The 19,984-nt window shown below is 64.8% G+C and carries 23 protein-coding genes and 1 pseudogene; 16 read left to right on the top strand and 8 right to left on the bottom strand.

Annotated elements, in window-relative coordinates:
• Window positions 1-20 precede the first annotated feature (20 nt).
• On the top strand, window positions 21-1,148 hold the full coding sequence (locus VH567_RS09620) for an alkene reductase (protein ID WP_423325480.1): 1,128 nt from the start codon (window positions 21-23) through the stop codon (window positions 1,146-1,148).
• Window positions 1,096-1,683, top strand: coding sequence for a nuclear transport factor 2 family protein (locus VH567_RS09615; RefSeq protein ID WP_423325478.1), 588 nt, complete (start codon window positions 1,096-1,098; stop codon window positions 1,681-1,683). The genes VH567_RS09620 and VH567_RS09615 overlap by 53 nt, the downstream gene beginning before the upstream one ends.
• A 77-nt stretch (window positions 1,684-1,760) precedes the next feature.
• Here the strand turns inward: VH567_RS09615 and VH567_RS09610 are convergent, their stop codons facing one another.
• A complete protein-coding gene (locus VH567_RS09610) occupies window positions 1,761-2,681 on the bottom strand; it encodes a LysR family transcriptional regulator (RefSeq protein ID WP_423325476.1) in 921 nt (306 codons plus the stop codon).
• 110 nt (window positions 2,682-2,791) lie between these two features.
• Here VH567_RS09610 and VH567_RS09605 point away from each other — a divergent pair, with 110 nt between their 5' ends.
• The 13 genes and pseudogenes from VH567_RS09605 to VH567_RS09545 form a co-directional block, all read left to right on the top strand.
• Window positions 2,792-3,949, top strand: coding sequence for a muconate/chloromuconate family cycloisomerase (locus VH567_RS09605; protein ID WP_423325474.1), 1,158 nt, complete (start codon window positions 2,792-2,794; stop codon window positions 3,947-3,949).
• Between the two features lie 5 nt (window positions 3,950-3,954).
• Window positions 3,955-4,245 carry a muconolactone Delta-isomerase gene (gene catC / locus VH567_RS09600; RefSeq protein ID WP_423325472.1) on the top strand — a complete coding sequence of 97 codons (291 nt, stop codon included), beginning with the start codon at window positions 3,955-3,957 and terminating at the stop codon, window positions 4,243-4,245.
• A 60-nt stretch (window positions 4,246-4,305) separates the two neighbouring features.
• Entirely contained in the window at window positions 4,306-5,199 is an 894-nt protein-coding gene (locus VH567_RS09595; RefSeq protein ID WP_423325470.1) for a dioxygenase, read from the top strand.
• 21 nt (window positions 5,200-5,220) lie between these two features.
• Entirely contained in the window at window positions 5,221-6,609 is a 1,389-nt protein-coding gene (locus tag VH567_RS09590) for a Rieske 2Fe-2S domain-containing protein (RefSeq protein WP_423325468.1), read from the top strand.
• Window positions 6,606-7,094 carry a benzoate 1,2-dioxygenase small subunit gene (gene benB, locus VH567_RS09585; protein ID WP_423325466.1) on the top strand — a complete coding sequence of 163 codons (489 nt, stop codon included), beginning with the start codon at window positions 6,606-6,608 and terminating at the stop codon, window positions 7,092-7,094. Before VH567_RS09590 ends, benB begins: the two co-directional genes overlap by 4 nt.
• A gap of 25 nt (window positions 7,095-7,119) precedes the next feature.
• Window positions 7,120-8,142, top strand: a complete 1,023-nt coding sequence (benC, locus tag VH567_RS09580; RefSeq protein ID WP_423325464.1) for a benzoate 1,2-dioxygenase electron transfer component BenC — start codon at window positions 7,120-7,122, stop codon at window positions 8,140-8,142.
• Entirely contained in the window at window positions 8,139-8,915 is a 777-nt protein-coding gene (benD, locus tag VH567_RS09575; RefSeq protein ID WP_423325462.1) for a benzoate diol dehydrogenase BenD, read from the top strand. Before benC ends, benD begins: the two co-directional genes overlap by 4 nt.
• Window positions 8,916-8,925: 10 nt before the next feature.
• Window positions 8,926-9,678, top strand: a complete 753-nt coding sequence (locus tag VH567_RS09570; protein WP_423325460.1) for an SDR family NAD(P)-dependent oxidoreductase — start codon at window positions 8,926-8,928, stop codon at window positions 9,676-9,678.
• A complete protein-coding gene (locus tag VH567_RS09565) occupies window positions 9,675-10,385 on the top strand; it encodes a CoA transferase subunit A (RefSeq protein WP_423325458.1) in 711 nt (236 codons plus the stop codon). The genes VH567_RS09570 and VH567_RS09565 overlap by 4 nt, the downstream gene beginning before the upstream one ends.
• A complete protein-coding gene (locus tag VH567_RS09560) occupies window positions 10,385-11,038 on the top strand; it encodes a 3-oxoacid CoA-transferase subunit B (RefSeq protein ID WP_423325882.1) in 654 nt (217 codons plus the stop codon). Before VH567_RS09565 ends, VH567_RS09560 begins: the two co-directional genes overlap by 1 nt.
• Window positions 11,038-11,814 carry a 3-oxoadipate enol-lactonase gene (pcaD, locus tag VH567_RS09555; protein ID WP_423325456.1) on the top strand — a complete coding sequence of 259 codons (777 nt, stop codon included), beginning with the start codon at window positions 11,038-11,040 and terminating at the stop codon, window positions 11,812-11,814. The genes VH567_RS09560 and pcaD overlap by 1 nt, the downstream gene beginning before the upstream one ends.
• A gap of 6 nt (window positions 11,815-11,820) precedes the next feature.
• Window positions 11,821-11,955: a hypothetical protein gene (locus VH567_RS09550; RefSeq protein ID WP_423325906.1), complete on the top strand. Its 135-nt coding sequence runs from the start codon at window positions 11,821-11,823 to the stop codon at window positions 11,953-11,955.
• Window positions 11,928-12,215: pseudogene (locus VH567_RS09545) on the top strand (hypothetical protein); the annotation flags it as partial. The gene VH567_RS09550 and the pseudogene VH567_RS09545, both read left to right, overlap by 28 nt.
• Window positions 12,216-12,230: 15 nt before the next feature.
• Here VH567_RS09545 and VH567_RS09540 read toward each other — a convergent pair.
• From VH567_RS09540 to VH567_RS09525, 4 genes are all read right to left on the bottom strand, one after another.
• Window positions 12,231-13,430: an FAD-dependent monooxygenase gene (locus tag VH567_RS09540; protein WP_423325454.1), complete on the bottom strand. Its 1,200-nt coding sequence runs from the start codon at window positions 13,428-13,430 to the stop codon at window positions 12,231-12,233.
• Window positions 13,431-13,464: 34 nt separating this feature from the next.
• Window positions 13,465-13,728, bottom strand: coding sequence for a hypothetical protein (locus VH567_RS09535; protein WP_423325452.1), 264 nt, complete (start codon window positions 13,726-13,728; stop codon window positions 13,465-13,467).
• A 66-nt stretch (window positions 13,729-13,794) separates the two neighbouring features.
• On the bottom strand, window positions 13,795-14,715 hold the full coding sequence (locus VH567_RS09530; protein WP_423325450.1) for a transporter: 921 nt from the start codon (window positions 14,713-14,715) through the stop codon (window positions 13,795-13,797).
• Window positions 14,716-14,741: 26 nt separating this feature from the next.
• On the bottom strand, window positions 14,742-16,475 hold the full coding sequence (locus tag VH567_RS09525) for a GMC family oxidoreductase (protein ID WP_423325448.1): 1,734 nt from the start codon (window positions 16,473-16,475) through the stop codon (window positions 14,742-14,744).
• Between the two features lie 333 nt (window positions 16,476-16,808).
• On the opposite strand from VH567_RS09525, the gene VH567_RS09520 reads away from it, so the two are divergent.
• Window positions 16,809-18,275, top strand: coding sequence for a benzaldehyde dehydrogenase (locus tag VH567_RS09520; RefSeq protein ID WP_423325446.1), 1,467 nt, complete (start codon window positions 16,809-16,811; stop codon window positions 18,273-18,275).
• A 247-nt stretch (window positions 18,276-18,522) separates the two neighbouring features.
• On the opposite strand, the gene VH567_RS09515 is transcribed toward VH567_RS09520, so the two are convergent.
• From VH567_RS09515 to VH567_RS09505, 3 genes are all read right to left on the bottom strand, one after another.
• Entirely contained in the window at window positions 18,523-19,356 is an 834-nt protein-coding gene (locus VH567_RS09515) for a type 1 glutamine amidotransferase (protein WP_423325444.1), read from the bottom strand.
• A 122-nt stretch (window positions 19,357-19,478) separates the two neighbouring features.
• Complete coding sequence (locus tag VH567_RS09510) at window positions 19,479-19,661, bottom strand: hypothetical protein (protein ID WP_423325442.1); 183 nt, start codon at window positions 19,659-19,661, stop codon at window positions 19,479-19,481.
• Window positions 19,661-19,897, bottom strand: a complete 237-nt coding sequence (locus VH567_RS09505; RefSeq protein ID WP_423325440.1) for a YozE family protein — start codon at window positions 19,895-19,897, stop codon at window positions 19,661-19,663. Before VH567_RS09505 ends, VH567_RS09510 begins: the two co-directional genes overlap by 1 nt.
• Window positions 19,898-19,984 lie beyond the last annotated feature (87 nt).

The following is a 19,984-nucleotide window of genomic DNA, read 5'->3' as shown; positions in this document are numbered from 1 at the left end:
TCGTTGCACGGGATCGCACCATGACCGACCTATTCTCTCCCTTCGACCTTTCGGGCGTACCGCTCGCCAATCGCGTCGTAATGGCGCCGATGACCCGGTCTCGCGCGCCCAATGACGTCGCCACCGAGACGATCGCGCTCTATTATGCGCAGCGCGCCACCGCCGGGCTGATCGTCAGCGAGGGCACGCCGATCTCGCGCGAGGGCCAGGGCTATCTGTTCAACCCCGGCATCTTCACGACGCTGCAGATCGCCGGGTGGCGCCTGACCACGCAATCTGTCCACGCGGTCGGCGCGCGGATCTTCGCGCAGATCTGGCACGTCGGGCGAGTGTCGCATCCGTCGATCCAGGCCAACGGCGAAGCGCCGGTCAGTGGCAGTTCGAAGATTGCCGCAGGCGCGACCGCGTTCGGCTATGACGAGGAAGGCAAGCCCGGCTTCGTTGCGGCCTCCACACCGCGCCAGCTCGCCACCGACGAGGTATCGCGCGTCGCCGAGGACTTCGCGCAGGCTGCCGCCAATGCGGTCGAAGCCGGGTTCGACGGCGTCGAAATTCACGGCGCCAATGGCTATCTCCTCGAGCAGTTTCTCAACCCGACGGTCAACGATCGCGGCGATCACTATGCCGCGGACACGATGGAGAACCGGCTGCGCTTCGCGCTCGAGGTGGTCGACGCGACGATCGCGAGAGTCGGTCGCGAGCGGGTCGGCATCCGGCTATCGCCGTTCGGCCAACTCTTCGACATGGCGCATTACGACGAGATCGAGGAGACCTATACCGCGCTGGTGGCCGCGCTTGGCGAGCGCCGCATCGCCTATGTCCACGTGATGGACCAGTCCGGCTTCGGCATGGGCGATGCCAAGGGCGAATCGGTTTCGGCCAAGATCCAGCGGCTACTCCGCGTCTTCCGGACGAGCCTGCCGGCCACCGCGATCATCCTTGCCGGCGGCATGACCCGAGAACGCGCCGACAGCCTGATCGCGGACGGGACGATCGATCTCGCGGGCTTCGGCCAGCCGTTCATTTCCAACCCCGATCTGGTCGCGCGCTTGCGTCACGACCTGCCGCTGACGACGCCGGACAAGAGCACCTATTATGGCGGCGGTGCGCACGGGTTCATCGACTATCCTCCATACGCCGCAGCTTGAAGGATCGAGCGGGCCGGATGCGTCCGGCCCGTCGGACTACACCCATAATCATGGACACACTGCGATGACCGACCCGCTTCAGGCGCTTCTCGACAAGGAAGCGATCCGCGATCTGCGAATCCTATATTCGCATCATCTCGACGGCAACGACATCGCCGCGCTCGACCAAGTCTTCACGACCGACGCGGTTGTGGAAGTGACGGTAGGAGTCCTGCAAGGGATCGACGAAATCCGGGCGGGCCTGACCGACGCGTTCGCGCTATATGATCGCGACGGCGCAGGGCGCTACCCGTTCCTTCATGCGATCGCCAATCACTGGATCCGATTCACCGGGCCGGACGCTGCGGAAGGCAGCTGCTACCTCCTCGACTTCGAGACCGCGTCGAAGCCCGATCCAAACCCTTTGCTGCTGCTCGGCCTCTATAGAGACGAGTATAAGCGGATCGATGGCGACTGGCGTATCAGCCGCTCCCGTCTGGAAGTTGTCTGGCCCAACCAGAAAACCGGCCAACGTAAAGACGAGCCGGACTGCTGAACGACGGCCTTCGGGGGAATTGAGAAGCATGTTCCAACGGTGCTGATTGGCGCTTAGTTCATCTTTGCACTCGCGCGCTATTCGGCGATCAGCGCTTCCGGTACCGCATAATTCCAGTCGCTGTATTTGCGCGCAATGATCCGCATGAAGGCGACGATCTCGGGCGAGAAGTCGCCGACGCGGTGGCTCATGATGATCGGCGAATAGGCGGGCTCGGCGAGTTCGAGATAGCGGACGTCGTCGGTTCGGGCTCGCCGTACCGATTCCGGGATGATCGCGATCCCCTCTTCGGCGGCGACCAGCCCGATCGCGATCTGCAATTCGCGCGCCTCGTGGACGACGTTTGGCGTCAAGCCGTTGTCATGGAACAGCGACAGGACCTGATCGGCATAGCTCGGGCGTGGGGCGCTTGGGTAGAGGATCAGCTTCTCGCGCGCGAGGACCGACAGCGACACCGGGTTGCCGTCCCGCCCGAGCGGACTGCCGAGCGGCACCGCGGCGATCAGCGGTTCCCGGCGCAGCACCGTCCGGCGGACCGCGGGATCCTCGAACCGGATACGCCCGAAGCCGATATCGATCCGCCCCTCCTTCAATGCGGCGATCTGGTCGAGCGTCGTACTCTCGACCAGCGTCAGTTCGACGTCGGGCAACGCGGCGCGGAACTCACGGATCAGCGCAGGCAGCCGTGCGTAGATCGTCGAAGCGACGAAGCCGATCGTGAAGCGGCGCTTTTCGGTGGCCACCGCCGCCTGCATCATCGCCCGCATGTCGTCCATCCGGCGCAGCACCTGAATCGCCTGATCGTGGAAGATTTGGCCCATCGGCGTCAGGCTCAACGGGCGGCTGGTCCGGTCGATCAGATCGGTGCCGAGTTCGGCCTCCAGTTGCTGGATCGACCGGCTCAGCGGCGGCTGCGCCATGTGCAGCCGTTCCGCGGCCTTGTTGAAATTCCGCTCGGCGGCGACCATCGCAAAGTAGCGCAATTGCCGCAGATCCATGTCGATATACCTTCAGAGTATCGGCCATAGACCACAATGATCTTTGCGGCACTCGGGCGTAAGGCATAGCTTAGCCTTGCAAACTAGAAAAGCGAGGATGTGCCAAGGTCATGGTTGCGATCGTCCGGATCGATACCTTCATCGTCGATATACCGACGATCCGTCCGCACGTGCTGGCGATGGCGACGATGCATCACCAGTCGATCGTGCTGGTGCGAATGCGCGATGCCGACGGGATCGAAGGGATCGGCGAAGGCACGACGATCGGTGGCCTGAGCTATGGCGAGGAAAGCCCGGAGAGCATCAAGCTTGCGATCGACGCCTATATCGCGCCGATCCTCAAGACGTGCGATGCGGCGCGGATCGGCGCTGCGATGGCGTGCGTCGCGAAAAGCGTCGTCGGCAACCACATCGCCAAATGCGCGGTCGAGACGGCGCTGCTCGACATGGCGGGCAAGCGGCTCGGCGTGCCCGTGTCCGAACTGATCGGCGGCGGGCGCGTGCGTGACCGGCTCCCCGTCGCTTGGACCCTGGCGAGCGGCGACACCGCACGCGATATCGAGGAAGCAGAGCGCGTCCTGGACCTGCGCCGCCACAACATCTTCAAGCTCAAGATCGGCAAGCGCGCGGTCCGTGACGACGTGGCGCACGTTGCTGCGATCAAGCGCGCCGTCGGTGACCGCGGCAGCGTCCGCGTCGACGTCAACCAGAACTGGAGCGAGGCGCAGGCCGATCTCGGCATGCGGCTGCTGGAGGATGCGGGCGTCGATCTGGTCGAGCAACCGGTAGCGCGACACGATCTGGCGGCGATGTCGCGGCTGTCCGCCAAGCACATCGTCCCGCTGATGGCGGACGAGGCACTGCACGGCCCCGCCGATGCGTTCGCCATATCGGCACGCGCGGGCGCGCGCATTTTCGCGGTGAAGATCGCGCAGTCGGGCGGGCTGTTGCCCGCGCATGCCGTCGCGACGATCGCGCAGGCTGCCGGGATCGGTCTTTACGGTGGTACGATGCTCGAAGGCGGTGTCGGAACGGCCGCGTCGGCGCATCTGTGCGCGACGCTGCCATCGCTCGCCTGGGGCACCGAATTGTTCGGCCCGCTGCTGCTGACCGAAGACATCCTTGCCGAACCACTTCGCTATGCGGATTTCGAACTCGAGGTGCCGACCGGACCAGGGCTCGGCATATCGCTCGACGAGGACCGGCTCGCCTTCTTCCGGCGCGATCGCACCGCGCCGGCCCTCCACGTCGTCGCAGAAAGGGCCTGATCGCCATGTTGTTCAAGGTCGAAATGGACGTGAATATCCCGTTGGGCTTCGATCCCGCAGAGGCTACGCGGCTCAAGGCGGCGGAAAAGGCGCGGTTCCAGGAACTGCAACACGCCGGAACGTGGCGCCACATCTGGCGCGTCGTCGGGCAATATTCGAACGTCAGCATCTTCGACGTCGGCAGCAATGCCGACCTGCACGACATCCTGATGAGCCTGCCGCTCTACCCCTTCATGACGATCCGGGTGACTGCGCTGTGCCGACATCCCTCGTCCCTGCATGACGACGATCGCTGAGACGCGATCCAAAAGCGACCGTCCCAAGGCGGCGCACTTAAAGCGACTTAGGAGAGTATAATGGACGTAAGCTTTGTCGAGACGCCGCAAATCCAGTCGTTGCTCGATCGCGTCGCTGGCGCGGAATCGTCCGCTGGCAACCCACGGGTCAAGGCTATCATGCGCGATCTGGTTGAGTCGCTCATGACCCTGATCGTCCGCCACGACATCACCGAGAACGAAGCCTGGGGTGCGGTCAACTTCCTGCAGAACAGTGCGGGCGAGTTCGGCTTGCTGATGCCCGGCTCGGGTCTCGAGCATTTCATGGATCTGTATCTCGACGCCAAGGACGCGGAAGCCGGCAAGACCGGCGGCACCCCGCGGACGATCGAGGGGCCGCTCTATGTCGAGGGCGCTCCCTTGGTCGATAACGACGCCAATCTGACGTCAGACCCCGACGACACCGAGACGCTCTACATGACCGGCCGGATCACGGGACCGGACGGCGAGCCGGTCGAGAACGCGATCCTTCATGTCTGGCACGCCAACTCGAAGGGCTTCTATTCGCACTTCGATCCGACCGGCGACCAGACTCCATTCAACAATCGCCGCCGGCTTCGCCTTGGCAGCGACGGCCGCTACGCCTTCCATTCGAAAATGCCGAGTGGCTACAGCGTGCCGCCCGGTGGTGCATCGGACAAGCTGATGACGATGCTCGGCCGCCACGGTAATCGTCCGGCGCATGTCCATTTCTTCATCGAGGCACCCGGCTATCGCCAGCTGACGACGCAGATTAATTTCGGCGACGATCCGTTCGCGGCCGACGACTTTGCGTTCGGCACGCGCGAGGGGTTGCTCCCCGTACCCAACCGGCAGGGCAACACGGCGCACATCGCGTTCGATTTCCAGCTGCAGCGCGCCGACGAACGCGGCGACGAAGCCCTTTCCCATCGCGCCCGCCTGGCGGTTGCCTAAAATTTCCACGGGAGACCTGTGATGACCCAGTCCACTAGCGCGCTGCGCGAACGCCTCGAAACCTCCGTCGTCGAAGACGCCGATGCCGGCATCTTTCGCTGCCGTCGTGACGTGTTCACCGATCCCGACATGTTCGAGCTCGAGATGACGCACATCTTCGAGGGCAACTGGGTGTACCTCGCGCACGAGAGCCAGATCCCCGAGAACAACGACTATTTCACGACCTTCATCGGTCGCCAGCCGATCATCATCACCCGCGACAAGGGCGGTGAGCTCAGCGCGGTCATCAACGCCTGCGCGCACCGCGGCGCGATGCTGTGCCGCCGCAAACATGGCAACAAGAGCAGCTTCACCTGCCAGTTCCACGGCTGGACGTTCAGCAACGCGGGCAAGCTGTTGAAGGTCAAGGACGGCAAGACCGGCGATTATCCCGAGACGTTCAACACCGAAGGCTCGCATGACCTGACCAAGGTCGCGCGGTTCGAGAATTACCGCGGCTTCCTGTTCGGCAGCCTCAATCCCGACGTCGTCTCGTTGGAGGAGCATCTCGGCACCACTCGCGTGATCATCGACCAGATGGTCGATCAGGCACCCGAGGGGCTCGAGGTACTGCGCGGCAACTCGTCCTACGTCTATGACGGCAATTGGAAGCTCCAGATGGAGAACGGCGCCGACGGCTATCACGTCAGCGCGGTGCACTGGAACTACTCGGCGACCACCGGCCGTCGCAAGGAAGAGGCGACCAAGGCGGTCGACCCGAACGGCTGGTCGAAGAGCGTGGGCGGCGTCTACGGGTTCGACAACGGCCACATCCTGCTCTGGACGCGGCTGCTAAACCCCGAGGTTCGCCCGGTCTACGCGCACCGCGAGGAACTCGCCGAACGACTGGGCCAGGAGCGCGCGAACCTGATCGTCGAGCAGACGCGCAACCTGTGCGTCTACCCCAACGTGTATCTGATGGACCAGTTCTCGACGCAGATCCGTGTCGTCCGCCCGATCAGCGTCGATCGCACCGAAGTGACGATCTACTGCTTTGCCGCGAAGGGCGAAGCGGATTCCGAGCGCGCACTGCGCATCCGGCAGTATGAGGACTTCTTCAATGTCAGCGGCCTCGGCACGCCTGACGACCTCGAGGAATTCCGCGCCTGCCAGACCGCGTATGAGGGTGCCGGCGACCTTTGGAACGACCTGAGCCGCGGCGCAACGCACTGGATCGCCGGTCCGGACGAGAATGCGCGCGCGATGGGTCTCGAACCGATCCTGAGCGGCGAGCGCAGCGAAGACGAAGGGTTGTTCGTGCGCCAGCATGAATATTGGGCGCAAACGCTGATCGCCGGCCTCGACAAGGACGATGACGGCAATGGTGGTAGCAGCGCCCGCCCCGTCGACCGGCTGAAGGTGGCCGCATGACAATGGTCTATCAGCAGGTCGTCGACTTTCTCTACCGTGAGGCACGGCTGCTCGACGATCGCGACTGGGACGCGTGGCTGGAATGCTATGCGCCCGACGCGGTCTACTGGATTCCGGCCTGGGACGACGACGACACGCTCGTCGAGGATCCGCAGCGCGAGATCTCGCTGATCTATTATCCCAACCGCGACGGGCTGGAGGATCGTGTCTTCCGCATCAAGACCGAACGGTCGGGTGCGAGCATGCCCGAGCCGCGGACGATCCACCAGATCAACAACGTCGAGATTCTCGGCGAGCGCGACGGGAGCATCGAGCTGCGGTTCAACTGGCACACGCTCAGCCATCGCTACAAGGAGACGCTGAGCTTCTTCGGAACGTCGTTCTACACAATCGATGCGACCAGTGATCAGCCGCGCATCACGAACAAGAAGATCATCCTTAAAAACGATTATATCCGCCAGGTCATCGACGTTTACCACGTCTGAGCGGCCTGGCGGCGAGAGGATCAGCATGGGCTACCGCATCGCACTCAATTTCGAGGACGGCGCCACGCGCTTCATCGACTGCAACGCAGGCGAGAAGGTGCTCGACGCCGCCTTCCGCAACAAGATCAACCTGCCGATGGACTGTTCGGACGGGGTGTGCGGCACGTGCAAATGCCGCTGCGAGCAGGGCGACTACGATCTCGGCGACGAGTATATCGACGACGCATTGACCGAGGACGAGGCCGAGGAGGGCTTGGTGCTCACCTGCCAGATGGAGGTGTCGTCCGACTGCGTCATCGCGGTTCCGGTCCCGGCCTCGGCATGCAAGGTCAAGCCTGCGGAACACACGGGCACGGTGTCGAGCGTCGAGTTCGTCTCCGACAGCACGATCATCGTGAAGCTACGCCCCGACGATCCCGCCGCGCTCGGCTTCCTGCCGGGCCAGTACGTCAACCTCACCGTCCCCGGCACCGGCCAGCACCGCGCCTATTCGTTCAGCTCGAAGCCCGGTGCGGAGGAAGCGAGTTTCCTGATCCGCAATATTCCCGGCGGCGCGATGAGCACGTGGCTTGCGAGCGATGGCGCCGAGGGCTCGCCGATGAAATTCGTCGGGCCGCAGGGGAGCTTCTTCCTGCGTGCGGTCGAGCGGCCGACGATCATGCTCGCCGGCGGCACCGGGCTCGCCCCGATCCTGTCGATGCTCGAAGTGCTGGCGGACCAGCGCACCGAGCATCCAGTCCACCTGATCTACGGCGTTACCAAGGACGGCGATCTGGTCGAGCTTGCCCGGATCGAGGCGCTTGCGGCACGTCTGCCGACGATGACCTGGGCGGCGTGCGTCGCCGATCCGGAGACCGGCCAGCCGCTGAAAGGCTATGTCACGCAGCATCTGACCGACGCGCATCTGAACGCAGGCGACTGCGACATCTATCTCTGCGGTCCGCCGCCGATGGTCGAGGCGGTACGGACCTTCCTGCGCGACAAGGGCGTCGCACCGAAGCATTTCCACTACGAGAAGTTCGCGCCCAGCGAGACGGTGGCGGCATGATCTTCGCCGGCCGTTTCAGCGACAAGGTCATCGTCGTCACCGGCGCGGCGCAGGGGATCGGCCGCGGCATCGCGTTGCGCGCAGCCGCGGAAGGCGCGCAGGTGCTGCTGGTCGACAAGGTAGACTTCGTCGCCGATGTCGCTGCGGAAGCCGGCAACGGCGCGCGGGCCTTCAGCTGCGACCTCGAAACCTACACCGGCGCAGCGGCGGCGATCCGCGAAGCCGAAGCGGCGTTCGGGCGCGTCGACATCCTGATCAACAATGTCGGCGGCGCCATCCGCATGCGGCCGTTCGCCGAGTTCGAACCCGACCAGATCGACGCGGAGATCCGCCGCTCGCTGATGCCGACGCTCTATTGCTGCCACGCGGTGCTCCCCCTCATGCTGCGGCAGGGTGGCGGGACGATTATCAACGTCTCGTCGAACGCGACGCGCGGCATCCGCAGAGTCCCCTATTCGGCGGCCAAGGGCGGGATCAACGCGCTGACCCAGAGCCTGGCGATGGAATATGGCGAGGCCGGCATCCGCGTCGTCGCTACCGCGCCGGGCGGCACACAAGCGCCGGCCCGGATCGTGCCGCGCAATCCGGATGGCGACGACGCACGCGAGCAGGCATGGATGGCGGACGCGGTCGATCAGGTGACCGCGTCCACCTTCGTCAAACGCTACGCCTCGCTCGATGAACAGATCGCCCCGATCCTGTTTCTGGCATCCGACGAAGCATCCTATATCACCGGATCGGTGCTGCCCGTCGCGGGCGGCGATCTGGGCTGAGGACCGCATCATGAAGACAGCAATAGTGACCGGCGCGACGTCGGGTATCGGCGAGGCGACCGTGCGCGCGCTCTCCAGCGCCGGCTGGCAGGTCGTCGCGACCGGCCGGAGGGCGGACCGCCTCGAAGCACTGGCTGGCGAGCTGGGCGATCATGTCCACGCGGCAGTGTTCGACATCCGCGATGCCGACGCGATCAAGGCCGCGATCGCCGGACTGCCCGAGCGGTTTCGCGGGATCGACCTGCTGGTCAACAACGCCGGCCTCGCGCTCGGCACCGCGCCGGCGCAATCCGCGGACCTCGACCAGTGGCATACGATGATCGACACCAACGTCAGCGCGCTCGTGACGATCACGCATCACCTGTTGCCGCAGCTGATCGCGCGCAAGGGCGCGATCGTCAACATCGCCTCGGTCGCGGGCACCTACCCTTACACCGGCGGTAACGTGTACGGCGCGACCAAGGCGTTCGTGCAGCAATTGTCGCTCGGGCTGCGCTCCGATCTGCACGGTACCGGCGTCCGGGTGAGCGTGATCGATCCCGGCATGGTCGAGACCGAGTTCACGTTGGTCCGCACCGGCGGCAACCGGGCGGCGTCGGACACGATCTATGGCGGCGCCAACCCGATGACCGCGGAGGATATCGCCGCGACGATCCTCTGGATCGCGACGCTGCCACCCCATCTCAACGTCAATCGGCTGGAGATCATGCCGGTGAGCCAGTCGTTCGCCGGATTCCAGGTCGCGCGCGAGGAAACCTCATGAAGTCCAAGATCTACGACAACCCCGCCGCCGCACTGGAGGGTGTCCTGTTCGACGGGATGACGATCATGTCGGGCGGCTTCGGCCTGTCGGGCAATCCCGAAAGCCTGATCCCGGAGATCCGCGCGGCCGGTGTGAAGGACCTGACCGTCATTTCGAACAATGCCGGTGCCGACGGCTTCGGGCTGTGGATGCTGCTGGAAAGCCGGCAGATCGCCAAGATGATCTCGTCGTATGTCGGCGAGAACAAGCTGTTCGAGCAGCAATATCTGAACGGCGATCTCGAACTCGAACTGACGCCGCAGGGCACGCTGGCCGAGCGGATCCGCGCGGGCGGTGCGGGCATCCCGGCGTTCTACACCAAGACCGGCGTCGGCACCGTCGTCGCCGAAGGCAAGCCGGTCGAGACGTTCGGCGGCGAGGAGTATGTCCGCGAAACCTGGCTCCGCGCCGACCTGTCGATCATCAAGGCGTGGCGCGCAGATCCTGCGGGAAACCTGATGTTCCGCAAGACCGCGCGCAACTTCAACCCGAACATGGCGACCGCCGGCAAGGTGACCGTGGTCGAGGTGGAGGAGATCGTCGAGGCGGGCAGCTTCGACCCCGACTGCATCCACACGCCGGGCATCTTCGTCGACCGGATCGTGCTGTCGACCATCAACGAGAAGCGCATCGAAAAGCTGACGGTTCGCGAAACGGAGACCGCATGATGGGTTGGACCCGCGAACAGATGGCCGCGCGCGCCGCGCAGGAATTGCAGGACGGGTTCTACGTGAACCTCGGCATCGGTATTCCGACACTGGTGGCGAACTACGTTCCCGATGGCCTCGATGTTACGCTCCAGTCGGAGAATGGCATGCTCGGCATCGGCCCCTTCCCCACTCGTGACGCGGTCGATCCCGACCTGATCAACGCGGGCAAGCAGACCATCACCGCGCTGCCGACGTCGAGCTTCTTCTCGTCGGCGGACAGCTTCGCGATGATCCGCGGCGGCCATATCGACATGGCGGTGCTCGGCGCGATGGAGGTGAGCGCGGGCGGCGACATCGCCAACTGGACGATCCCCGGCAAGATGGTGAAGGGCATGGGCGGCGCGATGGATCTGGTCGCGGGCGTCAAGCGTGTGGTCGTCGTCATGGACCACGCCAACAAGGCGGGCGAGCCGAAGATCCTGCCCGCCTGCACGCTGCCGCTGACCGGCAAGGCGTGCGTCGACCTGATCGTCACCGACCTGTGCGTGATGGCCTGCGACAAGCCGGGCCTGCGGCTGATCGAACTCGCCCCCGGCGTGACGCTCGATGAAATACGCGCGAAGACCGGTGCGCCGTTTTCGGCGGACGGCATCCTGGAAGAGGCCGCCTGATGCCCTTCGTCCGATCGCATGGTGCCGACATCTACTGGAAGGTCGAGGGCCAGCCCGGCAATCCACCGCTCGTGCTGCTGAACTCGATCGGCACCGACATGGATTTGTGGGCGGCCGCCCTGCCCGCACTGCGCCGTCATTTCACCGTGCTGCGGATTGATACGCGCGGCCACGGCGCATCCGATGCACCGGCCGGCGACTATGACATGGCCATCCTGGCCGGCGATGTCGGCGCCGCGATGGATGCCGCGAAGCTGGACGCAGCCATGATCGCCGGCGTGTCGCTCGGCGGCATGATCGCGATGCAACTGGCGCTCGACGCGCCCGAACGGGTCGATGGCTTGGCGCTTGTCTGCACCTCGGCGACGATGGACCGCACGGCATGGACCGCGCGCGTCGAAAAGGTTCGCACCGACGGTGTCGAAGGGATCGTCGATCTCGCCATGTCGCGTTTCCTGTCGCCAGACTTTTGCGATGCGCAACCGGACGTCGCCGCGACGATACGCCGCGGGCTCATCGACATGCCATCCGAGGGCTATGCCGGTTGCGCGGCCGCTATTCGCGACATGCGGCTGGCGGACCGACTTGGCGACATCGCCTGCCCCACCCTCGTCGTCAGCGGCGACCGCGACACCTCCACGCCGTTCGAAGGGCATGGCGAGCATCTCGTCAGCCGCATTCCCGGGGCTCGGCATATCGCGCTCGACGCCGCACATCTCGCACCGCTCGAGGTACCCGATGCGCTCGCCGCCGCCATCATCGACTTAGCCGCCTGAGGTCCCATGCCCGACGCCTTCATCTGCGACGCGATCCGCGCGCCCATCGGCCGGCTCAACGGCACCCTAGCCACGGTACGCGCCGACGATCTCGCCGCGATCCCGATATCACCGGTATCGGCCTCGACCAGCGCGATGTGATCGAGCTGAACGAGGCGTTTGCCTCGCAGGCGATCGCGACGCTGCGTGATCTGGGCATCGCGCCGGACGATCCGCGGGTGAACCGCAACGGCGGCGCGATCGCACTCGGCCATCCCCTTGGCATGTCCGGTGCGCGTATCGTGATGAGTGCGGTGGAGGAACTGCACCGCACCGGGGGCCGCTATGCGATGGCCTTCATGTGCATCGGCGTGGGTCAGGGCCCTTATACCGAGCCTAACCTGACGGTGGATCTGCCCTGAAGCTTCCTCGCGGCGTCATTCCGGTACTGGATCGAGGCGACCATCGACGGTGCGCGCATCATATCCATGGATCCACGCGAACCGCTCCGGAAACCTCGCCAAAGTGGCCTGGCGTCGCTTGGAAGCCCCTGCTGCCACCGTATGCAGCGCGGCGTTTGCATCCCAGGCGCTCCGCTGGATCTTTCGCGTCCGGAGCCTGCGCAGCGCTTCGTAGCGCGCGAACCGCTCCTCCCGGTTGAGTGGGGTCAGGTCTTCGAGCATCCCCGCGAGGATACAGGCGTCTTCGATCGACGTGTTGGCCCCCTGCCCGTGATGGGGGAGCATCGCATGCGCGGCATCGCCGATGAGCACCGCCGGACCCTTGTGCCACTGGCGGAGCGGCGGCGTGACGAACAGTCCCCAGCGCTTGTCGACCGCGGCCTCTTCCAGCATCTGGGCGATCGCCGGATGCCATCTCGCGAACCCCGCATGCGCCTCCGCCAGGGTCGCCGGCACGACCCAGCTCGTCTCGCTCGGCCATGTCGTCGGCCCCTCGACGACGGCGAAGAAGTTGACGTCCCCGCCCTCCGGCCCGATCGCATAATGCAGCATATGGGCGTTTTCGCCGATCCAGAACTGGATGGCCTGGGGATCGGGCAGCGCGGACAATCGGCTGGTCGGGACGATCCCGCGATACGCGCTCGTACCCGAATAGACCGCCTGACGGCCGCCGGTGACATGATCGCGCACCATCGACCTCACGCCGTCGGCCCCGACCACGACATCGGCGAAAACGGGGTCGCGATCGGTGAAATGGAGCATCACGCCATCAGCCGACTCCTCTATACGCGTGAGCCGATGATCGAGCGCGATGGTCTCGACACCGACCGCGGCCCCCATGACCTTCTGCAGGTCGGCGCGGTGGATGCCGAGATACGGCGCGCCGAAGCGGTCCTGATAGGCATGCTCCAGGGACATCGGATGCGCCGCCAGCCGGTCACCGGTCATGCCGTCGCGGTAGATCAGTTCGGTCGGCTCGATTGCGAGCGCCAGCAGGTCGTCGAGTAGGCCAAGGCGACGCAGTTCGCGCGTCCCGTTGGCCGACAGCGCGATGGCGGCCCCGATCTCCGTCAGGCGAGACGCCTGCTCGAAGACGGTCGCTTCGAGCCCGCGCTCTCGCAACGCCAGCGCCAACGCCAGTCCGCCGATCCCGGCACCGATAATCGCGATCTTCATCTCGGGTCTCCATCATGAGATATTTCCGGGTTCGTCACGAGCGCGTCACGATCGCGAAACCGGTCGCCCCGATGCTGACGAACAGCAGCGGAGCGACCGTGACGAGATTGGGACGGGTCGGTCGAAGCGGCGCTTCAGAAATTGAAAATCTCCTCGATCGTGAACATGCGCGGCGGAAGTTCCCGCCTCCACCGACGGCGAGGCGGGCGCGTTCTGGACGGTCGCCGCCGAAGCTCCCGCCAAGTGCGACGCACGATACGGACCAGCGCAGACGTGGCGTGAAGACTTGGCATTTCATGCCACCCTCGTTGCGCGACCGCCCACGTATGCGTGGACTGCACGTTCCGTAATCATTCTCCGGCGATCACAGTATCTTCAGCACGCGGACTTGGACGCGGGCGGCTTCGCGGAAGCCCTCGCGCGCCTGGACGTCGCGACCGCCGATCAGTTCGAGCTGCCATTTGGGTGCGACGAATTTCTGAACCGCGACGCGGATCTGCTGATGCTCGGTGCGGGTGCCGGTATAGACGTCGTCGAGCGACTCCTTGCCGCCCCAGAAACTCGCCGTGCCGATCGAGAGGCTCGTCTTCTTGTCGGGCAAGGCATAGCGCAGCCAGCTCTGGACATGGAACACCGGCTTCTTGGTCAGCCGCTGGCTCAGCCGCCCGACATCGTCGTTGGCGGTGAAGAAATTGACGTCGCCGTACAGGTCGAGCGTCACGTTCCGGCCGAGACCCTGGATGAAGCCGATCTGCGGATCGAACGACCAGCGATTGTTGCCGAAATTCACGGCATTGTTGCGATCATAGGTTCCGGTCGGGATCCCGACGATCGGCGAGAAGCCGAAAAACGTCGCGTGGTCGGGCGATGGCTTATTGACGAACCAGATCGTCGCGAAGACCACCGCATCGCCGATACCGGTCGACGAGCCGAGATCCTGGCCGCCGACATGCGCGTTGTGGACCGATCCAACCGGCACGATGATCTGCGGATCGACCACGAACGGCCCGATTTTAGTAAAGTGGACATAGCGGAACAGCGCGACCGAGGTGTTGAGGTTGGTGTCGTCCTTCAACGTCGTCCCACCGGGCAGCTTGAGTTCGTCGCGGTTGATGAACTGGCCATAGACCAGCGCGAGATCGGTTCCTGGCGGAAGCGGCGTGTAGTCGCCCGGATCGACTGCCGTCTGCGCCTGGGCAGGCATTGCTGCTACAAGACCCAGCACGGCCGCCGATGTCACCGCCGACGTTACCAGTGCGTGTCGGATCATCGTTCTGATCGCCATCGATACTCCCCTTTTATTGCCCGATTTCATGCGCTTGTGCCCTTGATGAAGGTCGCGGCCTGCTCGCCGATGACGACGCAGCCGGCCATCGTGTTGCCGGTGGTGACACGCGGCATCACCGAGGCGTCCGCGATCCGCAGTCCCTGGATTCCGTGAACACGCAATTGCCCGTCGACGACCGACATCGCGTCTCGCCCCATCTTTGCCGTGCAGCTCTGGTGCCAGTAGGTGACGGCGGCATCGCGCGCGAAATTCTGCAGGTCGGCGCCGGTGATCTTCCCTGGCATCACCTCGCGCTTGTTGAATTTGGCGAGCGGGCCCGAATTGCCGATCTCGCGGCAGAGCTCGATGCACCGCAGCATCGCGGTCATGTCGTCGGGCTCGGCGAACGTGTTGGCGGCGATCCGCACCGGATCGTCGGGATTCGTCCCCGAGATCGTCACCTCGCCGCGGCTCTTCGGCCGGACCACGGCGGGCGACAGCGACCAGCTTCCGGCGGGCGGGTTATATTGTTTGCCGGTAACCTCGCTGACATACGGGATCTCGATCTGGAATGGTTGCAGATCGGGCGTGTCGAGCCTGGAATCGCTCTTCCAGAAGAAGGTCGCCTCGGCGGCATTGTTACGCGGCGCGATCGGCTGGTTATATTCCCACACGCAGCCCGCGACCATCACGTGATCCTGGAAGTTCTTGCCGACGCCGGGCAGGTCCGCGACCACCGGGATGCCATGCTTGCGCAACTGCGCCGCCTCGCCGATCCCGGACTGCATCAGGATCTTCGGCGTGTTGATCGCGCCAGTCGACAGGATCACCTCGCGCGACGCCGCGATCGTCACCAGCTTGCCGCCATAGGTGAATTCGACGCCGGTGACGCGCGTGCCCTTGATCGTCAGCTTGCGGATCGCGGCATGGGTCAGCACCGTGATGTTGGGACGATCGAGGATCGGACGGACATAGGTGCCGAACACGTTGAGCCGCTCGCCCGGCTTGTACCGCACGTTCGGGATCGCCGCGCCGCCGACCCCTTCCATCAGTACCGCATTCTGGTCGGGGAAGGTCGGGATGCCGACGCCGCGGCACGATTCCAGCATCGCCGGCGCGATCGGCGACGGGTTCGGGGTCTCGCCGACATAGACGAGCCCGCCCTTGCCGCGACGGAGCGCGTCCGCGGGCCCCTGATAGTCCTCGATCCGGCGATAGATGCCGAGCACGTTCTCGTAGCTCCAGCGCTGATCCCCGGATTCGCTCGCGAAATAATCCCAGTCGTTCTTGTGGCCACGCGACCAGATCATGACGTTGATCGACGAGCCTCCGCCGAGCACCTTGCCCATCGACAGCGGGATCTGGCGGTTGTTGATCTTCGGGTTCGGCTCGCCCTTGAAGCCCCAATCGCGCTCGCTGCCGAGGTTGGTGAACCAGATGCCGGGGTTGGTGACGCTGGGGACCTGATCGCTGCCGCCGGCTTCGAGCAACAGCACCCGGACCGCAGGGTTCTCGGCAAGACGACGCGCGACGACCGACCCGGACGAGCCCGCACCGCAGATGATATAGTCATATTGTTTCCGGAGCGCAGCGCCGAGCTGCATCTGGTTGTCGCGCGCGGCCTCCGCAAAGGCGGCTCGTCCGATCGCGCCGCTCGACGCGATCCCGGCAAGGGCTGCGATGTGGAGAAACTGGCGGCGCTCGATCCGACCCTGGATCAGCGCATTCTCGGCCGCAAGTACGGCATCGAGCGCCGACGGGCCTGTGGTGTCTGTCATCGATCCTCTCCCTCGCGGCTTCAAGGCCACGTCGTTAGTGTCGACCGGCTCAAGCCGACCGCATCGCCGCCAGTGAGCGTGTCGATGCCACGGAACTTCCGAGCGAAAAGTTCGGCAGTCCAATACAGATGCCGTATTCGATCGATACCCTGAAGGTTGGCGGATCGCCGGACCGATCGAGACATTGGGGGACATCGCGATCAACCTGATTGCGTTTGCGCCGGAAACCTCATGTCATACCAAACGGGTATCGGCATTTCACCGCAACGGTCTTTGCGTCACAAACCCGCCGCTCCTAGATCAGCGTAAAGCGATAAACGCAGGAGAGCGATGATGACGGACGGTACGCAGCTGATCGGCGACGCGCAGCTCGATGGGTCGATCTTCGACGGTGGCTGGTCACGTCCGGCCGACAGCGCGGACGTGATCGAGCCAGCGTCCGGCGCGGTCCTCGGCAGGATCGGCATGACGACGCCTGCGGGTATCGCCACCGCCGCCGCCGCGGCACGAGCCGCGCAACGCGACTGGGCGGCCGATGCGCCCGATGCGCGCGCGGCGATCTTCCCCAAGGCAGTCCGGGTCGCGACCGAGCGCTGGGACGAGATCGTCGAATGGATCATGCGCGAAAGCGGATCGGTCCGCGCCAAGGCGGAATTCGAGCTGTCGATCACGATCAAGGCGCTCAACCTCGCCGGCGCGATGCCGCATCAGGCGCAGGGCCTCGTGCTGCCGAGCGAGCGCGGCCGGATCAGTCTTGCCCGGCGTCGGCCGCTCGGCGTGGTCGGCGTGATCTCCCCGTTCAACTTCCCGCTCTATCTCGCGATGCGCGCGGTCGCACCGGCGATCGCGGTCGGCAACGCGGTGGTACTCAAGCCCGACCCACGCACCGCGATCTGCGGCGGCTTCGTCATCGCCCGCCTCTTCGAGCTCGCCGGGCTGCCAGCCGGTGTGCTCCACGTCCTTCCGGGGCGCGGCGACGCGGGCGAGGCGCTCTGCAGCGATGCCAACATCGCGATGATCCAGTTTACGGGATCGACCGCCGCGGGTCGGATGGTCGGCCGGACGGCGAGCGAAAACCTGAAGAAGGTATCGCTCGAACTCGGTGGCAAGAACTCGCTGATCGTGCTCGAGGACGCCGACCTCGATCTCGCGGCGCGCAACGCCTCCTGGGCGAGCTACCTTCACCAAGGGCAGATCTGCATGTCGGCGGGGCGTATCCTCGTCCAGTCCACAATCGCCGAAGACTTCGCCAAGCGCCTCGCGCAGCATGCCGACGCGCTCCCCGTCGGTGATCCGATGTCGGGACAGGTCGCGGTCGGCCCGATCATCAACCAGACGCAGGTCGACCATGCCCGCAAACTGCTCGACAGCAGCGTCAGCGCCGGCGCGTCGATCGCCGCGGGCGGAACGTCCGATGGGCTGTTCTTCAAACCCACCGTCCTGACCGGCGTGACGAAGGACATGCCGGCCTTCCGCGAGGAAATCTTCGGCCCGGTCGCGGTGATCGTCCCGTTCGAGACCGACGACGAGGCAGTCGCGTTGGCCAACGACACCGAATACGGCCTGTCCGCCGGGATACTCACCCGCGATGTCGGGCGCGGCATGGCGATTGGCGACCGCCTCCACGCGGGGCTGGTCCATATCAACGACCAGACCGTCAACGACGACGTGGTCAATCCGTTCGGCGGCGTCGGGGCATCGGGTAACGGCAGCTCGATCGGCGGTCCCGCCAATTGGGAAGAATTCACGCACTGGCAGTGGACGACGATCAAGGGCACGCCGCCTGCCTATCCTTTCTGATCTTCGGAGTTCGATTGGGCGGCAGGGTAACTCAGGATCTTCGTCACCGCGGCTGGTTATCCGTGTGCAATGATCGCCCATGGTCGGGATGTCGGCGTTTTGTCCGCTGACCGGCAATAGGTGATGCTCCCGAGGCGGTTTGAAACGGTGATGCGCTCTCGAAGCCTGACGCCGTCACGAACGCGCGTCATCGTGAAGGCGAACCGCGTCACCGTGCAGGAGAATCACGCGGCAGCGATAAGCACAATCAGCATCTGGCGAGGTGCTCGAGAAAGTTCGCCAGCTCAAGTCGGCGGCTTTCCTCTTCCGCAAACCGGTGATCTACCCCGAGCGCCCAAAGCGCCGTCGTTCGGCCCGCGTCATGCTGCAACACATCGAGTTGATCCGCGCGGCGTTCGACATCTTCCACCGTCTCCGCAAGCCCGGCATCGACAATCTCCGAGGCCTGGCGACGTAGCGCCACCGCAATCTCGCCGGGTGCCAGTTCCGGATGATATTGAACGCCCCAAAAGATACCACCGGCATGCCGTATCTCGACGGCCTGTACCTTGCTGACCGCGTTGCTCGCCAACAGCGTTGCATCCACCGGCAGCGCTGCCACCTCGTCGCCGTGAATCGCAGGGGCGTCCCAGCAAGGCCCCCGTCCGCTCAGCAGCGGATGACTGCGACCCTCTTCGGTCGGAACGATGCGGCGCGAAATGCCCGCTTCCATCCGCTCCATTTTCCGGACTGTCCCGCCCGCAGCAGCGACGGCCAGCTGCAACCCGGCACACGAGCCGAACGATGGCGTTCCGGAGGCAAAGACGCTCGTCATGAAAGCCAATTGTCGCCGAACTTCCGGGCTATCGTCGTAGACGTGGAGGGGGGCGCCAGTGATGAACACGGCGTCGTATCGAGCCAGATCGGATGGGGTGAGCGGCGTCGCATCCGCATCCGCCGGCGCGACGATCGTGATGTCGGCTTTTGGCCGCAACTCGCTGAGCGTGGCGGCGTAGGTCTCACCGGAGCTTTTACCGGCATGCTTGCGCCGTTCGTCACGTTCGATTGCTGTCTCGCTCTCGGCGACTAGGAATTTAGGCAAAGGATGTCCTCAAAAGTCGGGCCAACTGAACGCACGGCACAACGCATGTCGTACAACGCATGTCGCAGAACGCATGTCCCTGCATCGGCCCTAAAAATACCTTCGGGAATCTGCCACGCGGATCAGTGTTTCGTCCGGCTCGCATCTGCGACGGCGTTCAGGCAGTCGGCCAACACCTCCCATTGCCGGAACTGCTCCGGCTGCCCTGGCGGCGTCTTCTGCATACCGGACGCTACGATCTTGCAGGCACCCATCTGGCCATGATCCGCCATTAGCGCGAAGGCCTGTTCCCATGCGTCCTGCATCAAGCCGACAGCCAGTCGGACTCGGCGTCGTCGACCGCAGCGAACATGTCGCCTTCGGCCTGCATGGCACTGAGGTGCTTACGGACGGCTTCCGGATCCCCGTTACGCGGGAAACGGCGGTCGGCAACGGCCCCGATCGCAAGCTGACCAACGAGATCGCTTCGGTCCTTCTGCGTGATAAGCCACTGGCCGAACGTCGGCTTCGGCTCCTGCTGGTCGTCGTAATGCTCGGTCATTGGCGTCCCTCAAATCGTCGTCCCAACACTCGCACGACGACGGTGTTCTTGCAATGTTCTTCAAGACCGATCTGGATTGCGCCTAGC

Origin of the sequence: Sphingomonas sp. 4RDLI-65 (genome assembly GCF_049472435.1) — a bacterium.
Lineage (GTDB): Bacteria > Pseudomonadota > Alphaproteobacteria > Sphingomonadales > Sphingomonadaceae > Sphingomonas.
Note: the sequence above shows the minus strand (reverse complement) of the source record. Positions and strands in the feature narration are given on the sequence as shown.

Bases quoted from the DNA above. Each gene is read 5' to 3' on its own strand.
- VH567_RS09615 (WP_423325478.1), top strand. From the start codon at position 1,096: ATGGCGGCGGTGCGCACGGGTTCATCGACTATCCTCCATACGCCGCAG.
- VH567_RS09505 (WP_423325440.1), bottom strand. From the start codon at position 19,897: ATGACCGAGCATTACGACGACCAGCAGGAGCCGAAGCCGACGTTCGGC.
- VH567_RS09535 (WP_423325452.1), bottom strand. From the start codon at position 13,728: ATGAAATGCCAAGTCTTCACGCCACGTCTGCGCTGGTCCGTATCGTGC.
- VH567_RS09550 (WP_423325906.1), top strand. From the start codon at position 11,821: ATGCCCGACGCCTTCATCTGCGACGCGATCCGCGCGCCCATCGGCCGG.
- VH567_RS09565 (WP_423325458.1), top strand. From the start codon at position 9,675: ATGAAGTCCAAGATCTACGACAACCCCGCCGCCGCACTGGAGGGTGTC.
- catC (WP_423325472.1), top strand. From the start codon at position 3,955: ATGTTGTTCAAGGTCGAAATGGACGTGAATATCCCGTTGGGCTTCGAT.
- benC (WP_423325464.1), top strand. From the start codon at position 7,120: ATGGGCTACCGCATCGCACTCAATTTCGAGGACGGCGCCACGCGCTTC.
- VH567_RS09530 (WP_423325450.1), bottom strand. From the start codon at position 14,715: ATGGCGATCAGAACGATGATCCGACACGCACTGGTAACGTCGGCGGTG.
- benD (WP_423325462.1), top strand. From the start codon at position 8,139: ATGATCTTCGCCGGCCGTTTCAGCGACAAGGTCATCGTCGTCACCGGC.
- VH567_RS09525 (WP_423325448.1), bottom strand. From the start codon at position 16,475: ATGACAGACACCACAGGCCCGTCGGCGCTCGATGCCGTACTTGCGGCC.
- VH567_RS09560 (WP_423325882.1), top strand. From the start codon at position 10,385: ATGGGTTGGACCCGCGAACAGATGGCCGCGCGCGCCGCGCAGGAATTG.
- VH567_RS09510 (WP_423325442.1), bottom strand. From the start codon at position 19,661: ATGCAGGACGCATGGGAACAGGCCTTCGCGCTAATGGCGGATCATGGC.
- VH567_RS09520 (WP_423325446.1), top strand. From the start codon at position 16,809: ATGACGGACGGTACGCAGCTGATCGGCGACGCGCAGCTCGATGGGTCG.
- VH567_RS09610 (WP_423325476.1), bottom strand. From the start codon at position 2,681: ATGGATCTGCGGCAATTGCGCTACTTTGCGATGGTCGCCGCCGAGCGG.
- VH567_RS09570 (WP_423325460.1), top strand. From the start codon at position 8,926: ATGAAGACAGCAATAGTGACCGGCGCGACGTCGGGTATCGGCGAGGCG.
- VH567_RS09540 (WP_423325454.1), bottom strand. From the start codon at position 13,430: ATGAAGATCGCGATTATCGGTGCCGGGATCGGCGGACTGGCGTTGGCG.
- benB (WP_423325466.1), top strand. From the start codon at position 6,606: ATGACAATGGTCTATCAGCAGGTCGTCGACTTTCTCTACCGTGAGGCA.
- VH567_RS09595 (WP_423325470.1), top strand. From the start codon at position 4,306: ATGGACGTAAGCTTTGTCGAGACGCCGCAAATCCAGTCGTTGCTCGAT.
- VH567_RS09620 (WP_423325480.1), top strand. From the start codon at position 21: ATGACCGACCTATTCTCTCCCTTCGACCTTTCGGGCGTACCGCTCGCC.
- pcaD (WP_423325456.1), top strand. From the start codon at position 11,038: ATGCCCTTCGTCCGATCGCATGGTGCCGACATCTACTGGAAGGTCGAG.
- VH567_RS09605 (WP_423325474.1), top strand. From the start codon at position 2,792: ATGGTTGCGATCGTCCGGATCGATACCTTCATCGTCGATATACCGACG.
- VH567_RS09590 (WP_423325468.1), top strand. From the start codon at position 5,221: ATGACCCAGTCCACTAGCGCGCTGCGCGAACGCCTCGAAACCTCCGTC.